Origin of the sequence: Streptococcus atopicus (genome assembly GCF_049166725.1) — a bacterium.
GTDB lineage: Bacteria > Bacillota > Bacilli > Lactobacillales > Streptococcaceae > Streptococcus > Streptococcus hominis.
The window spans coordinates 178,078-192,838 of sequence record NZ_JBMHFC010000001.1 but is presented as its reverse complement, the minus strand read 5'-3'; the positions used below and the strand labels follow the sequence as shown (position 1 = coordinate 192,838).

The 14,761-nt window shown below is 39.6% G+C and carries 18 protein-coding genes and 1 other annotated feature; of the genes, 5 read left to right on the top strand and 13 right to left on the bottom strand.

Annotated elements, in window-relative coordinates:
- Window positions 1–30: 30 nt before the first annotated feature.
- Window positions 31–1,020, top strand: coding sequence for a Gfo/Idh/MocA family protein (locus tag ACOMA9_RS00915; RefSeq protein WP_330945060.1), 990 nt, complete (start codon window positions 31–33; stop codon window positions 1,018–1,020).
- On the top strand, window positions 1,007–2,092 hold the full coding sequence (locus tag ACOMA9_RS00910; protein ID WP_247906559.1) for a DEAD/DEAH box helicase: 1,086 nt from the start codon (window positions 1,007–1,009) through the stop codon (window positions 2,090–2,092). The genes ACOMA9_RS00915 and ACOMA9_RS00910 overlap by 14 nt, the downstream gene beginning before the upstream one ends.
- A gap of 52 nt (window positions 2,093–2,144) precedes the next feature.
- Here ACOMA9_RS00910 and ACOMA9_RS00905 read toward each other — a convergent pair whose 3' ends face one another.
- The 7 genes from ACOMA9_RS00905 to ACOMA9_RS00875 all read right to left on the bottom strand — a co-directional run bounded on the left by ACOMA9_RS00905 (window position 2,145) and on the right by ACOMA9_RS00875 (window position 6,739).
- Window positions 2,145–3,509 carry a polysaccharide deacetylase family protein gene (locus ACOMA9_RS00905; protein WP_151379904.1) on the bottom strand — a complete coding sequence of 455 codons (1,365 nt, stop codon included), beginning with the start codon at window positions 3,507–3,509 and terminating at the stop codon, window positions 2,145–2,147.
- Window positions 3,510–3,610: 101 nt separating this feature from the next.
- Window positions 3,611–3,997, bottom strand: coding sequence for a lactoylglutathione lyase (gloA, locus tag ACOMA9_RS00900; protein WP_330945059.1), 387 nt, complete (start codon window positions 3,995–3,997; stop codon window positions 3,611–3,613).
- Window positions 3,998–4,260: 263 nt separating this feature from the next.
- On the bottom strand, window positions 4,261–4,620 hold the full coding sequence (rplT, locus tag ACOMA9_RS00895) for a 50S ribosomal protein L20 (protein ID WP_000124834.1): 360 nt from the start codon (window positions 4,618–4,620) through the stop codon (window positions 4,261–4,263).
- Between the two features lie 46 nt (window positions 4,621–4,666).
- Entirely contained in the window at window positions 4,667–4,867 is a 201-nt protein-coding gene (gene rpmI / locus ACOMA9_RS00890) for a 50S ribosomal protein L35 (protein ID WP_003025048.1), read from the bottom strand.
- Window positions 4,868–4,900: 33 nt separating this feature from the next.
- On the bottom strand, window positions 4,901–5,431 hold the full coding sequence (gene infC / locus ACOMA9_RS00885) for a translation initiation factor IF-3 (protein WP_003025051.1): 531 nt from the start codon (window positions 5,429–5,431) through the stop codon (window positions 4,901–4,903).
- A gap of 15 nt (window positions 5,432–5,446) precedes the next feature.
- Window positions 5,447–5,576 (bottom strand) — a sequence feature (ribosomal protein L20 leader region).
- A 26-nt stretch (window positions 5,577–5,602) separates the two neighbouring features.
- Window positions 5,603–6,280 (bottom strand): (d)CMP kinase, encoded by a 678-nt coding sequence (gene cmk, locus ACOMA9_RS00880; protein ID WP_330945058.1) that lies wholly within the window; start codon window positions 6,278–6,280, stop codon window positions 5,603–5,605.
- Between the two features lie 9 nt (window positions 6,281–6,289).
- A complete protein-coding gene (locus ACOMA9_RS00875) occupies window positions 6,290–6,739 on the bottom strand; it encodes an SAG1386/EF1546 family surface-associated protein (protein ID WP_021001556.1) in 450 nt (149 codons plus the stop codon).
- A gap of 45 nt (window positions 6,740–6,784) precedes the next feature.
- Here ACOMA9_RS00875 and ACOMA9_RS00870 point away from each other — a divergent pair, with 45 nt between their 5' ends.
- On the top strand, window positions 6,785–6,982 hold the full coding sequence (locus ACOMA9_RS00870) for a ferredoxin (protein WP_106079221.1): 198 nt from the start codon (window positions 6,785–6,787) through the stop codon (window positions 6,980–6,982).
- Here ACOMA9_RS00870 and ACOMA9_RS00865 read toward each other — a convergent pair.
- The 6 genes from ACOMA9_RS00865 to cdaA all read right to left on the bottom strand — a co-directional run bounded on the left by ACOMA9_RS00865 (window position 6,969) and on the right by cdaA (window position 12,503).
- Window positions 6,969–7,463 (bottom strand): EbsA family protein, encoded by a 495-nt coding sequence (locus ACOMA9_RS00865; protein WP_057489621.1) that lies wholly within the window; start codon window positions 7,461–7,463, stop codon window positions 6,969–6,971. The two genes, ACOMA9_RS00870 and ACOMA9_RS00865, sit on opposite strands and share 14 nt — an antisense overlap.
- A 215-nt stretch (window positions 7,464–7,678) precedes the next feature.
- On the bottom strand, window positions 7,679–8,791 hold the full coding sequence (locus tag ACOMA9_RS00860) for a glycerate kinase (RefSeq protein WP_330945057.1): 1,113 nt from the start codon (window positions 8,789–8,791) through the stop codon (window positions 7,679–7,681).
- 3 nt (window positions 8,792–8,794) lie between these two features.
- Window positions 8,795–9,445 (bottom strand): phosphoserine phosphatase SerB, encoded by a 651-nt coding sequence (gene serB, locus ACOMA9_RS00855; RefSeq protein ID WP_151379908.1) that lies wholly within the window; start codon window positions 9,443–9,445, stop codon window positions 8,795–8,797.
- 108 nt (window positions 9,446–9,553) lie between these two features.
- Entirely contained in the window at window positions 9,554–10,906 is a 1,353-nt protein-coding gene (gene glmM, locus ACOMA9_RS00850; protein ID WP_421424352.1) for a phosphoglucosamine mutase, read from the bottom strand.
- 24 nt (window positions 10,907–10,930) lie between these two features.
- Complete coding sequence (locus ACOMA9_RS00845) at window positions 10,931–11,659, bottom strand: CdaR family protein (RefSeq protein ID WP_021001550.1); 729 nt, start codon at window positions 11,657–11,659, stop codon at window positions 10,931–10,933.
- Complete coding sequence (gene cdaA, locus ACOMA9_RS00840) at window positions 11,646–12,503, bottom strand: diadenylate cyclase CdaA (protein ID WP_003032693.1); 858 nt, start codon at window positions 12,501–12,503, stop codon at window positions 11,646–11,648. Before cdaA ends, ACOMA9_RS00845 begins: the two co-directional genes overlap by 14 nt.
- A gap of 107 nt (window positions 12,504–12,610) precedes the next feature.
- On the opposite strand from cdaA, the gene murT reads away from it, so the two are divergent.
- Together murT and gatD are read left to right on the top strand one after the other, a co-directional pair.
- Window positions 12,611–13,954 carry a lipid II isoglutaminyl synthase subunit MurT gene (gene murT, locus ACOMA9_RS00835; protein ID WP_037612635.1) on the top strand — a complete coding sequence of 448 codons (1,344 nt, stop codon included), beginning with the start codon at window positions 12,611–12,613 and terminating at the stop codon, window positions 13,952–13,954.
- Window positions 13,954–14,739: a lipid II isoglutaminyl synthase subunit GatD gene (gene gatD / locus ACOMA9_RS00830; protein ID WP_003025079.1), complete on the top strand. Its 786-nt coding sequence runs from the start codon at window positions 13,954–13,956 to the stop codon at window positions 14,737–14,739. Before murT ends, gatD begins: the two co-directional genes overlap by 1 nt.
- Window positions 14,740–14,761: the final 22 nt, after the last annotated feature.

Genomic DNA, 14,761 nt, shown 5'->3' with positions numbered 1-14,761 from the left:
AATGACAAGACAAAAAATAAGGAGAAAACGATGTTAAAACTCGGAACGATTGGAACAGGAGACATTGTTTACCAATTTGTCAAGGCTGCTCATGCGACAAAAGAGTACCAATTGACTACAGTATATTCACGGACGATACAAGCTGCTCAAACATTTGCCAGTCATTATGAAAATGTAGATTGCTACACAGATATAGCGGATTTTTTAACTAGTGATATAGACATTATTTATATTGCCAGCCCCAACTCTCTGCATTTCCCACAAGCAAAAGCTGCTGTTTTAGCAAGCAAACATGTAATTGTAGAAAAACCTGCTGTCTCACGCCCAGAAGAATGGGCTGAATTGATAACATTAGCTCAAAAACAGCATGTATACATTTTTGAAGCAGCTCGTAACTATCATGAGCAATCATTTGATGTCATTTCAGATTTTCTCAAAAATAAAACGATCCTTGGAGCACATTTCACCTATGCGAAGTATTCTTCCAAAATGCCAGCTCTGTTAGCTGGACAAGAGCCAAACGTCTTTTCTGCTAAGTTTTCAGGCGGTGCTCTAATGGACTTAGGCATTTATCCTGTCTATGCAGCTATACGACTTTTTGGAGCACCAGAAAATGCTTATTACACCGCTCAGCAGTTACCAAATACCGTTGATCTAAATGGAGTAGGAAGTTTAATCTATCCAGAATTTCAAGTGACTATCCAAACCGGAAAAAATATCAATAGCTTTTTCCCTGCTGAAATTTACACAACAGACGGTACGCTAACCTTAAATTCAATCGAATTCATCACTTCTGCTGTTTTCCAAAATCTAAACAAGGAGAAAACAACTCTTGAAATCACACGCTCTTCTCACACCATGGCTGAAGAAGCCAAACGATTCGCTCAAGTATTGAGCGGTGAGATAAAACAAGAAATTTACCAAAACTGGCTAGACGCTGCTGCAACCGTGCATAAAACTCTGTTTAGCATGCGACAAGTTGCCGGTATTAGATTTGAGGCTGATCATGACAACAACTAATTTCCCTCAAAGTTGGCAAGACCAACTCACCAAACTTGGCTTTGAGCATTTAACTCCCATTCAAGAACAACTCTTTCAACCTATTACAGACGGTGAAAATGTCCTTGGGATAAGCCCTACCGGAACTGGAAAAACACTTGCCTACCTTTTCCCAACTCTTCTAAAACTAAAACCTAAGAAATCCCAGCAATTACTTATCTTAGCTCCCAACACTGAGTTAGCTGGACAGATTTTTGACGTTACTAAAACGTGGGCTGAACTACTTGACTTAACAGCTCAACTCTTTCTATCTGGTTCCAGTCAAAAACGACAAATTGAACGATTAAAAAAAGGTCCTGAAATTCTCATTGGTACGCCAGGACGCATTTTTGAACTTATCAAACTAAGAAAAATCAAAATGATGAATGTTGATACAATCATTCTGGATGAATTTGATCAACTGCTTAGCGATTCGCAATATCATTTCGTTCAGCAGATCCTGCACTATGTACCACGTGAACATCAATTGATTTACATGAGTGCGACTGCTAAGTTTGACCAAGACAAGCTTGCTGAAAATACTTTGCTCATCAAACTGGAAGATCAACAGCTTGACAATATTCAACATTTTTATATGCAGGTCAAACAGCGCGACAAAGTTGAATATTTGCGAAAGCTGGCTCAAGTCTCAGAATTTCGTGCCCTTGTCTTTTTCAATGCTCTCTCAGACTTAGGAAATGCTGAGGAAAAACTACAATATCGTCAGATTCAGGCCGTGTCTCTGGCAAGTGATGTCAATGTCAAATTCCGCAAAGTCATCTTGAACCAATTTAAAAATGACGAACTCACACTCTTACTTGCTACCGACTTGGTAGCTAGAGGAATTGACATTGATTCTCTCGAATGTGTCATCAACTATGACCTGCCTCGCGATCTGGAAACCTATACACACCGTGCTGGACGAACCGGCCGTATGGGCAAAGAAGGCTATGTCATTACATTCGTCAGCCACCCAGAAGAATTAAAAACGCTTAAAAAATATGCTCACGTTCAAGAAATTATCTTAAAAGATCGTGAACTCTATGTGAAATAAAAAGAGTATAGAAAAAGGATAGGAAATAACCATTTCTATCCTTTTTTTCTATCTAATTTGCACCGTAATACAGCTGATGTCCTTCCAATCGATGATTCAGAAGTTCACTAACTGTAACCAAAGTGTACCCATTCTTTTGCAAATATTCAATCACACTCGGCAAGGCATTAATGGTTGTTTGATGAATATCATGCATTAAAATAATTGATCCCGGACAAGTCTGCTTTTTCACTTGCTCCATGATAGACCCAGTATTGCGATTTTTCCAATCCAAGCTATCCACATTCCACATGATGAAAGACATATCAACAGCATTTCGGATTGTATCGTTGATAGCTCCATAGGGCGGACGCATCATTTTTGGACTCTCTCCGATAACAGCCCGAAGTGCTGCTTGTGTATCCTCAATCTGTTTTTTCGCTTGTTCAAGAGCAAGAGTTGGTAACTGCGGATGACTCCAACTATGATTGCCAATCTCATGCCCCTCATCGTGAACACGTTTGACAAGTTGCTCATTTCCAGCTACATTTTTCCCCAACATGAAAAAAGTTCCTTTGACATGGTATTTGGCTAAAATATCCAAAGCCTGCGATGTCGTTGCTGCATTGGGACCATCGTCAAACGTCAAAACTACTAATTTTTGCTGTTTTTTAGCTTGATAGGACTGATAAGCTGCCAAATCCTCTCCCTTTAAATAATGCTCATCAATCACCTCATACAAAGCTGATAAGGCAATTTCCATATTTGAAGCTCGTTCATTGTTGTTATAAAATAGCTTGAGTTTTCCTTTTTCATAACTGAATATCCATTGAGAGGTATCCTTTGCTTGAAATTCCTGCAGAATCTTCTGCTCTTTTGTTTTATGGAGAGTGGTGATTTGCTGCTGCATTTCTTCTAGCAATATCTTTTTGGCGTGCTCAGCATTTTTAAAAAGTCGATTTAAGCTAAACAATTTATTGTCAGACGACATGTAAAGCGAGTCCAAAACCTCTTCTCTAGCCTTTCCAACTTTCGTAGTCAACACTGGATAAGATAGTCGCTTGATTTCAACTTGCTTTACTCCAGAAAAATTTGTCTCTGTAAAATGACTCACATAAAAAATAAGTTTATCGTATTGCGATGCTTGACTTTGTTTATCTGAAAATTTCTGAATATCGGCATTGATTTTCTCTTTAATAACACCAATATCTTGCTTACTCTCTGTTAATGGATAGTAAGACGTAATGAGCCGACTTCCTACACGTCCTGTTTGCTTTCGTACTGAACCCTGATGATATTTTGTATCTGCCCTTTTCAGAACTTGTGAAATTTGTTGATTTAATTTTCTTTCTTGCAGTAATTTTCTAATCCGAAAACTCCCAAAAATAATAATCATTAAAAAAGCGACATTTAGGACAATGAGAAGTATTTTTTTCACTACACTACCTTTCTACCTCGTCTCTTTCGTTTAAAAAAGACTTTACCTACTAAAAAAGGCTAAAATAGTTTCAAGCCTTTCATTTGCAATTATTTACAAACTTATAAAGTTTTTTCTTGAATCACTTCAACTTTATAACCATCCGGATCCTTAATAAAGTAATAATTCGGCTTTGTTCCAGGAAGTCCATTTGGCTGTGTAACCTCATATCCTTTAGCAGTGTGTTCAGCGTGAAGCTGTAGCAAATCAGCCGTACTCAAAGCTACATGAGAAAATCCATCGCCAATCACATAAGGTCCGTGTCCATAATTATAAGTCAATTCTAACTCATACTCATCACCTTCAAGCCCCAAATAAACAATTGTAAATTGATGTTCTGGGAAGTCCTTGCGCCGTAATTCTTTAAATTCAAATGCATCTGCATAAAATGCAATAGATTTTTCTAGATCTTCCACTCGCAAGCACGTATGCAACATTTTAGAAGCCATAGCATCCTCCTTTGCTTTTTTCCATTATATCCTAAATCACGAATTTTCTCCAGTTTTAGCTAAAAAAATAAGGAGTGAGATAGCATTTAGTTCCATCCCACTCCTGTAAAGTTGCTGAGTTTGAAAAACGAACAGTCTTGAGACTTGTTTCGCAAATTCTATCTTGCAACTTCAAAGCTATACTTTGAACAATCAACCACTGCATCGTTATTTTATGACACAGTATGATTTAAGGCTGAAAACATTCTCCCAGCCTATTTTCATTATTTACCTAATTTTGCTTTAGCTGCATCTGCAAGAGCTGTGAAAGCTGCTGCATCGTTGACAGCCAAGTCAGCCAGCATTTTACGGTTTACTTCAATTTCAGCCAATTTCAAACCGTGCATCAATTGTGAGTATGACAAACCATTCATACGAGCTGCCGCATTGATACGTGTAATCCACAATTTGCGGAAATCACGTTTCTTTTGACGACGGTCACGGTATGCATAGTAGTAAGAATTCATTACTTGTTCTTTTGCAGTACGGAACAAGATATGTTTTGCACCATAGTAACCTTTAGCTAATTTTAAAATACGTTTACGACGTTTGCGTGATACAACGCCACCTTTAACACGTGCCATTTATATTTCCTCCAATATTTCCTAGAATAATCTGCTACAAAATCTCTTATTTAAGACCTGTCAGCATTGCTTTGATACGTTTGAAATCTCCTGAATGCACCATTGCTGCTTTACGAAGATGACGACGTTGTTTTTTAGTTTTTCCGTGGAAACGGTGAGAAGTGTAAGCACGGAAACGTTTCAAGCCACCAGAACCTGTACGTTTGAAACGTTTAGCTGATGCGCGGTGTGTTTTTTGTTTTGGCATGATATTTTTCTCCTTTTTCTAACTTCTGACAGATTATTTTTTGTCAGGGATTGGTGCTAACTGCATGAACATTTGACGTCCATCCATTTTAGCTCTTTGTTCAATAATCGCAATGTCTTGCGTTGCTTGAGCAAAGTCGGCTAATACTTTAGCTCCGATTTCTTTGTGAGTAATCATCCGCCCTTTAAAGCGAATAGAAACCTTCACTTTATTTCCTTTTTCAAGGAACTTGCGTGCGTTGCGAAGTTTTGTATCAAAGTCACCTTTGTCAATCGTTGGACTGAGACGAACTTCTTTCACGGTAACAACACTTTGCTTTTTGCGTTGTTCTTTTTGTTTTTTCTGATACTCAAATTTGAACTTTCCATAGTCCATAATTTTCGCAACAGGGGGTTTAGCTTGTGGTTGAATCAGAACAAGGTCCACATTTGCATCGTCAGCAATTGCTTGTGCTTCGCTAAGTGGTTTAATGCCTAATTGCTCACCATCAAGACCGATCAAACGAACTTCACGCACACGAATTTCATCATTGATGAATAAGTCTTGTTTTGCTATGGTTTTCACCTCTTTTTTATTTTTAGAGAAAAACAAGAGCGGACTTGCTAACGCAAGCCCGCACTACATGATAGTATTTCATCTCTGAAACTTAATCCGTAGAGCCAGACAACGTTAGTCGCAAGGCGAGAAGCTCTCACTTCTGCTTTTCTCAACTTTTATATGATATCAAGTTTCAGATTATTTGTCAAGGATTTTTTTAGCTTTTTCTTCGATAAAAGCAACAACTTCAGCAATTCCGATACCCGTTGTATCAAAATGAATGGCATCAACTGCTGGTTTTAAAGGAGAAACCGCTCGATGACTGTCTTTATAGTCCCGATCTGCAATTTCTTTTTTCAGAGTTTCTAAGTTCGTCGGAATGCCTTTTTCAAGATTTTCTTTATAACGACGCTCAGCTCTTTCGTCAACTGAGGCTACGAGGAAAATTTTTAATTCTGCATGAGGTAGCACAACCGTTCCAATATCACGACCATCCATGACGATACCACTTTGAGATGCAATTTCTCGCTGTAAATCCACCAACTTTTCTCGTACTTCTGGAATTGCAGACACCCAAGAGACATTGTTGGTCACTTCGTTTTCACGAATCGGATGCGTCACATCTACATCTCCGACAAAAACAAGCTGCTCCCCATTTTTATCACGCCCAAAACTAACTGGATAAGTGTCTAATAATGCGACAATTTCAGACCACTTTTCTGCAGATAAATCATTTTGTAAAGCTAAGTACGTCGCCGCACGATACATAGCGCCTGTATCCAAGTAAGTGTAGTCGAAATCTTTCGCAATAATCTTAGCAACCGTTGACTTTCCGCTTGAAGCCGGACCATCAATGGCAATTTGAATTTGTTTCATTCTACACTCCTATCGAATTTTCACCACATCACCTGGATTGGCATACCAAGCGCCTGTTGTCATATGAGAAGGATTCAAACGCTCCAATTCAGCAATCGAAATCCCTGCACGCGCAGCAATGGCCGCCTCACCTTCTCCAGCTTGAACAGTAAGCGTTCCTTCAGATGATTGCGTTTGACTGCTATCACTTGTTGCCTTAGAAGACTCTGGAACGCTAGAACTTTCACTTGGTTTGCTGGTAGCCTTAGTATTATAAAAGCCCTGTGTTGCTGCTTTTTTGCTGCTTCCGCCAGTTGATAAATAAATCATCATACCTACAATTGTAATCACCATGATGAAAAAAATAACCGCTAAAATTGTCAACACACGATTGGCCGCTACATCGCTCGTTTTTTTACTTCTCGTCAATTCTTTTTCTCCCTTGTCGTAAATATCTTCTTCCCATGGTTCCTTTGCCATGACTTCCTCCTTGTATTTTTTCAAAATTCCGATTACAATATGAGTATGAAAGTGACACTCATTCCTGAACGATGCATTGCCTGCGGGCTTTGCCAAACCTATTCTGAACTATTTGATTATCATGACAATGGCATTGTTAAATTTCATCAAGACGATGAACTTCTGGAAAAAGAAATTCCTGAAACACCTGATGTTATTGAAGCTATCAAAAACTGTCCTACAAAAGCTCTTAAGAAAGAGTAGTTTTTTTAGGATGAGCATAATAGGTTTCAAAATAGTCTACGTGGGTGAAGTTGTCCATTAGTTCAACTTCACCTTTAAAATGATCATTCAAAGCCAAAGCATTTACAAAATACTTCTTAGGCCACTTACGCATACAAAACGTACGGCCTTTTTCTTTGCCATCAAATAAAAGAGTAATAGAAGTTTTTGTCACTTCTACTTTACGAATTGTTGAAATTTCAATCTTCGAAGGTGTAAATGGATTTGCCGTAGTAATTCTTAAAATCCCGTTGTCGTATATCGTAAAATATCTATGTACACCAATCCCCAATAATACCATGAACAAAAAGAAAGAGAAAAGAACTAAAAACGGAACTTCTGAACTCTCAAATAAAAATGCAAAACCTATAAAAATCGGAATGACCGATAAAGACCAATAAATGATTAGAAGAGAAAGATCTGGTTGCCAATGATAGCGCAACTGACCAAATATCTTTATCATGTCTACACCCCCTCTTATATAGTTTATCATAAAAAAAAGAAAAATGGGAGTGAGATTGGACAACAAAAGAAAAAATTAAGGAAGTGAAAGAATACTAGCTCTAATCCCTTATTAAATTAGTCGAAAATGGCAGATGTGATAGAGATAATCGCCTCAACGAAAATGCAAATAGGTCAAATTCCACTTTCTCAAGATTCAGCCGATAGAGTTAAATCTTATATTTTCATTTTTAATAGATTTCCAATATTTTGAGCTGTTCGGATGAGATTTTCTTCTGCCTTGGCTAGAATAATAGCTAGAGGTTCGACTTGAGAAATGATTGGGAAAGCAGCTTGAATGTTTTCTACTGGAAAAGCAGGTAAGTCATCACTTAGGCTCCCACAAATAGCGATAACGGGGACATTCCTTGGTGTTCTTCTTGCCACTCCAATCGGGGCTTTGCCTGCCAAACTTTGTTGATCCATTCGTCCTTCACCCACGATGACTAAATCAGCCTTTTTGACACGATTATCAAAATCAAGCAAGTTAAGACAAGTATCAATTCCTGAAACAATTTTTCCATGCGCAAATGTCACCAGACCAGCTGCCATACCTCCTCCAGCACCTGCACCAGCCAGCGAAAAAATTGCTGGATTAGCCTGTTTATAAAATGTTGCCATTGCCTGATCCACTTGAGAAAATAGCAGAGCGGATAAGCCTTTTTGTCCTCCAAAAACGTATGTTGCGCCGTTTTCACCACAGAGAGGATTCGTGACATCTGTCAAAATCTGGATGTCCAGATTTTCTAAAATTGTAGGAACTTTGTCAGCTGAAATGCGAGCCACACGCCCCAACGATGCACCTTTTGCTTGAAGCAAATGATTGTCTTTATCGAAAAATTCATAACCCAGTCCAACTGCCATTCCAATCCCACCATCATTGGTAGCAGAGCCCCCTACGCCAATATAGATTTGCCTCACACCTTCCTTGGCTAGATACAAAATCAACTCTCCCAATCCCCTGGTATCAAGAGTCAGAGGATTTCTTTTTTCTGGTGAAATAGAGGCTAAACCAACCAAATCAGCCATTTCAAAGAGAGCTATATCTCCTTTGCGAGCATATTTCATCGAAACAGGTTCTCCGAAAGGCCCAGTTACGATGTGAGTATAAGTGTCTAACTGCAAGGCTGCGATCAAAGCTGTCATCGTTCCTTCACCACCATCTCCAATGGGTAGCAAGTCAAATGTCGCTTCAGGGAGTGCCTTGGAAAATCCTGCTTTTATAGCCTCTGCAACACTTTGGGCTGATAAACTTTCTTTAAAAGAATCTGGTGCAATTAAAATATGCATGACTTAGTCCTCACTTTCTATCTCTTCCAAAATTTTTATGACTTGATACAAGTCCGTTTGATTGATTTGATACGGCGCTTGTTCTCTCACAAGAGGCTTGGCGTTAAAAGCAATCCCGATTCCTGCCGTCAATATCATTGGGAGGTCATTGGCACCGTCTCCTACAGCAATGGTTTGAGCAAGAGTCAAATTGTTTTCCTCCGCCCATTGTCTTAGCATTGCTTTTTTGACTTCTTTTGTGACAATTGTTCCTAAAACTCTGCCGGTTAGCTTACCGTCTTTCACTTCTAAACGATTAGCTTTTACGTAATCTACATTCAATTTCGCGGCTAATTCGTCTACCATCTCATGAAAGCCACCTGATACAACGCCAACCTTGTATCCACGCTGATGCATGTCTTCTATCAACTGTTGAGCTCCTTTTGTAAAATGAATTTGCTTAGAAACTCGTTTAAAAATTGTTTCAGGAAGTCCTTTGAGCAAGGCCACGCGTTCTATCAGAGCTGTCTCAAAATCATATTCCCCTTGCATAGCCCGTTCTGTAATGGCTGCGACTTGCTCACCAACTCCTGCTGCAGCACCTAGCAAATCAATTCCTTCTTCTCTAATCAAGGTACTGTCAACATCCAGTACCAATAGCCCTCTTGTTTTCACATCATCACCCCATATATTGCTTGTATTATATAAAAAATTGATTAACAAAACAAGTTGCAATAGAAAGAAAAAAGCCTCGTTTGCTGTACAAACAAGAGCTTCTTTACTTTATTCAATACCAATTTCAGTACGTACAATATCTGCAATTGTATCAACGTAATAGTCTACTTCTTCGTGGCTTGGTGCTTCTGCCATGACTCGTAAAAGTGGTTCTGTTCCGCTTGGACGAACAAGAATACGACCATTGCCAGCCATTTCCGCTTCCATTTTTTCAATCACCGCTTTAATAGCAGGTACTTCCATAGCCTTGTGCTTCATGCTGTTTTCAACACGGATATTGACCAATTTTTGTGGATAAATCGTTACTTCTGACGCTAATTCAGACAAAGGTTTACCTGTTTCTTTCATCACTTTTGTCAATTGAACGGCTGTTAGCTGACCGTCACCCGTCGTATTATAATCCATGATGATTACGTGACCAGATTGCTCACCGCCCAAATTGTAACCAGATTTGCGCATTTCTTCTACAACATAGCGGTCACCAACAGCTGTAATCACCTTGTTAATGCCTTCACGATCCAAAGCTTTATGGAAACCAAGATTTGACATAACAGTTGTTACAATTGTATTTTGAGCAAGCAAACCTTTTTCAGAGAGGTATTTCCCGATGATATACATAACTTTATCACCATCGACAATCTCACCATTCTCATCAACTGCAATCAAGCGATCGCTATCTCCGTCAAATGCCAGACCAAGTGCTGATCCTGATTCACGGACTGTTTCTTGCAATTTTTCAGGATGTGTAGAGCCAACATTCAAGTTGATATTTAGCCCATCTGGATTTTCCCCGATGACCGTCAATCTAGCTCCCAAATCCGCAAATACCTGACGAGCACTCGTTGAAGCAGCACCATTTGCTGTATCAAGGGCAACTTTCATTCCCTCTAAATCAAGACCAGTAGATACGAGATATTGTTGATATTTGCGCAATCCTTCTGGATAATCCATAAGAGTTCCTAAACCTTCCGCACTTGGACGCGGTAAATCGTCTTCTTTGGCATCAAGAAGAGCTTCAATTTCCAATTCACGCTCATCGTCCAATTTATAGCCATCGCCACCAAAGAATTTAATACCGTTGTCAAGTGCAGGATTGTGGCTAGCTGAAATCATGACACCAGCACTTGCTCTCTCAGATTTCACCAGATAAGCAACGCCTGGCGTGGCAATAACTCCGAGCTTATAAACACGAATCCCAACAGACAAAAGTCCAGCTACTAAAGCACTTTCCAGCATTTCTCCTGAAATACGTGTGTCACGTCCTACAAAGACACGGGGTACATCTTTCTCATGCTGGCTCAATACATAACCACCAAAACGCCCTAATTTAAAAGCTAACTCTGGTGTTAACTCCACATTTGCTTCTCCACGAACTCCGTCCGTTCCGAAATATTTTCCCATTTTTATAAAATCCTTTCAATACTTTTATTTGGATGAGCTCGTCGAACTCGAAGACGAACTTGATGATTTAACAGTAATTTTTATGGTTGTCTCATAAGGAGTAATCACACTTGGCAAAACTGTGCCATTTGCATCAACTGCCTGTAGTGGGGCATTTCCTGAATAGTTAGCGGATATTTTTTCACTAGTTGGCACTACCGCTTCTACATGATCGACCTTAGCCAGCGTATCTTCGTCACTTGTAACAGTTACCTTATTGTCACCAACCGTCACGCGATCAACCATCAACCCATCTGCTAACTGGGCTGAACTGATAGTTGTTTTCACTTCAACTGTCTTGCTTGCTTTCTTGCCAACTTTCACTGTAATCTTAGCTGGTGTGACAGTCGCAGTTAAACCACTAGGTAAATTTTTAATCGCCAAAGGTACTTCTCTCGTTCCTTCTGTAGCTTTTGTCAAATCTGCCACAACCTTGAATTTTCGTGTGCTTTCTTGCATTTCACTAGCAAGAGTCACACGATTAGATCCTGTCAACACTACTGACACTTCAGATGCAAACCCACTGATAAAATATTTTTCACTATTGTATTTAATATCAATTGGTACACTAGGCAAGGTGTTGGTATAGTTTTCAGAAGTTGTTTGTCTAGCATTTGAATTATTTTGGTAATTTGTCGTGGTGGCGTAAATAAATAAAACACCCGCAAAAAAGATGGAAGAAATGATGTACCAAATCTGTTTACGATTTTTCATGTTTCCAACCTCCTAGCACACGATTTCTAAATGGTGATTTTGGTTGTTCATCTGAGATCAGCACTTTCCGCAATTCTGCTTCAAATTCCTCTAATGTCAAATTATGCTTGAAAACTCCATTATGTGTAATAGAGATACCTCCAGTTTCCTCCGATACTACAAAAGTAAGGGCATCGGACACTTCTGACAGACCGATTGCCGCGCGGTGACGTGTCCCAAATTCCTTAGAAATCCCTGTATTTTCTGTGAGCGGAAGATAAGCGCAAGAAACAGCTATTTTATTGTCTCTTACAATGACAGCACCGTCATGCAGCGGTGTATTGGGAATGAAGATATTGATTAACAACTCACCTGATACATCGGCATCTAAAGGAATCCCTGTTGCAATGTATTCTTGCAAGGTTCTGCTACCTTGGATAGCAACGAGAGCCCCAATTTTCCGCGGACTCATATAATCCACTGCTTTGACAAATGCCTGCACCATTCTTTCTTCTGAGCTAATGGGTGCTGTTGAAAACAAATCTGTTGCACGCCCCAGCCTTTCCAGACCTGTACGAATCTCAGGTGTAAAAATCACAACAGCCGCAATAACTCCATAGGTAATGACTTGATTAATCAACCAAGAAACCGTTGTTAAACCAATGGCATTGGCAAGAATCTGAGCCAGCACAAAGATTAAAACCCCTCGAACGAGAATCATAATTTTAGTACCAGCGATTGCTTTTGTAAAATAAAATAAAATCCAAGCAACCAGTGCAATATCTATAATATTGGTAACAATACTCCAAGGGCTAGAAAATAAACTAGACCAATATTGGAGATTGGACAATTGCTGAAAATTCATTTTCAGTGTCCTCTCTTTCTCAACCTAAAAACGTTCTTGACTATTATATCACTTTTCAAGATATTTTTCTGTAACCTTCTTTACTTTTTTATGATAAAATATTTCTTATGAAGATAAATACTATGTTGGGCACTCTTGCAGGGAAATCCTCCCATTTTGTTTTAAGCAAACTGGGACGTGGTTCAACTCTGCCTGGAAAACTTGCTCTGAAATTTGACAACGACATTTTAAACATACTAGCTCGTGATTACGAAGTAGTGGTGATTACAGGGACAAACGGTAAAACTCTGACTACTGCTCTTACAGTTGGAATCCTCAAAGAGGCTTTTGGCGAAGTTGTGACCAATCCCAGCGGAGCCAATATGATTAGCGGGATTGCGACGACTTTTCTGACCGCTAAAAAAGGAAAATCTGGCAAGAATATCGCTGTACTGGAAATTGATGAAGCGAGTCTTTCTCGCATTTGCGACTACATTAAACCGAGCCTTTTCGTCTTTACCAATATTTTCCGCGACCAAATGGATCGTTACGGGGAGATTTACACAACCTACCAAATGATTTTGGATGCTGCTCAAAAGGTTCCTACGGCAACCGTCTTGCTAAATGGAGACAGTCCGCTGTTTAACTCTGTTACTCTCAAAAATCCGGTTCAATATTATGGTTTTGATACAGAAAAAGGAAAGCCAAAACTAGCTCATTACAATACGGAGGGTATTCTCTGTCCTAAATGTCAGCACATTCTAAAATACAAGCTCAACACTTATGCCAATCTAGGCGATTATATTTGTGAGCACTGTGGCTTTAGGCGCCCTGAATTAGACTACAAACTAACCCAATTGACCAGTCTTCGTCACAACAGTTCGGATTTTGTCATTGACGGTCAAAGCTATCACATCAATATCGGTGGTCTCTACAATATCTACAACGCTTTAGCTGCCGTTTCCGTTGCTCAATTCTTTGAAGTTGAGCCGACTACTATCAAGACTGGTTTTGACAAGAGCAGAGCTGTTTTCGGACGTCAGGAAACTTTCAAGATTGGCAACAAGGAGTGTACGCTAGTTCTCATTAAAAATCCTGTTGGAGCTACGCAAGCTCTAGAAATGATTAAACTAGCTCCTTATCCATTTAGCTTGTCAGTTCTGCTCAATGCTAATTATGCGGACGGTATCGATACGAGCTGGATCTGGGATGCAGATTTTGAGCAGGTTTTAAACATGGATATCCCGCATATGATTGCTGGCGGGGTTCGTCATTCTGAGATTGCCCGACGCTTGCGGGTGACTGGCTATAATGCTGAACAAATCAGTGAAGTAGCTGATTTAAGCCGGGTCTTTGAAAAAATTAAAAACCAAGAAACCAAGCATGCCTATATCCTAGCTACTTACACCGCCATGCTAGAGTTTCGCGAATTGCTGGCTTCTCATCAAGTCGTCAGAAAGGAGATGAACTAATGGTTTATACATCACTAACTTCTCCTGAAAATCGGGATTATACTTATGATTTGAAGATTGCTCATCTCTATGGCAATCTCATGAATACCTACGGTGACAATGGCAATATTCTCATGCTCAAATATGTAGCTGAAAAGTTAGGCGCTCGCGTTCAAGTTGATATTGTCTCACTTGAAGATGAATTTGATAAAGATTACTATGATTTGGCGTTTTTCGGCGGAGGGCAAGACTACGAGCAGACCATTGTGGCACGAGATCTGCCTGCAAAAAAAGATAGTTTGGAAGAATTTATCAATCATGACGGCGTGGTGCTAGCTATTTGTGGTGGCTTTCAGCTTCTAGGTCAATATTACATTGAAGCTTCTGGTCGGCGGATTGAGGGACTTGGAATTATGGGACATTACACTCTCAATCAAAAAAATAATCGCTATATCGGCGACATCAAGATTCATAATGATGAATTTGACGAAACCTACTATGGTTTTGAAAATCACCAAGGACGGACATTCCTATCTGAAGATGAAAAACCGCTCGGCAGAATTATTTATGGGAATGGAAACAACAAGGAAGACCAAAGCGAAGGCGTGCACTACAAGAATGTCTTTGGCTCTTACTTCCACGGTCCTATCCTATCCCGCAATGCCAATCTAGCTTACCGCCTAGTGACAACCGCCCTGAAGAATAAATACGGTCAAGAGATTCCACTCGCCAACTACGAGGACATTCTAGCGCAAGAAGTCCCCGAAGAATACGGCGACGTCAAGAGCAAGGCAGAGTTTGAATAAAAATTAGGTCAACAAAAGGAGA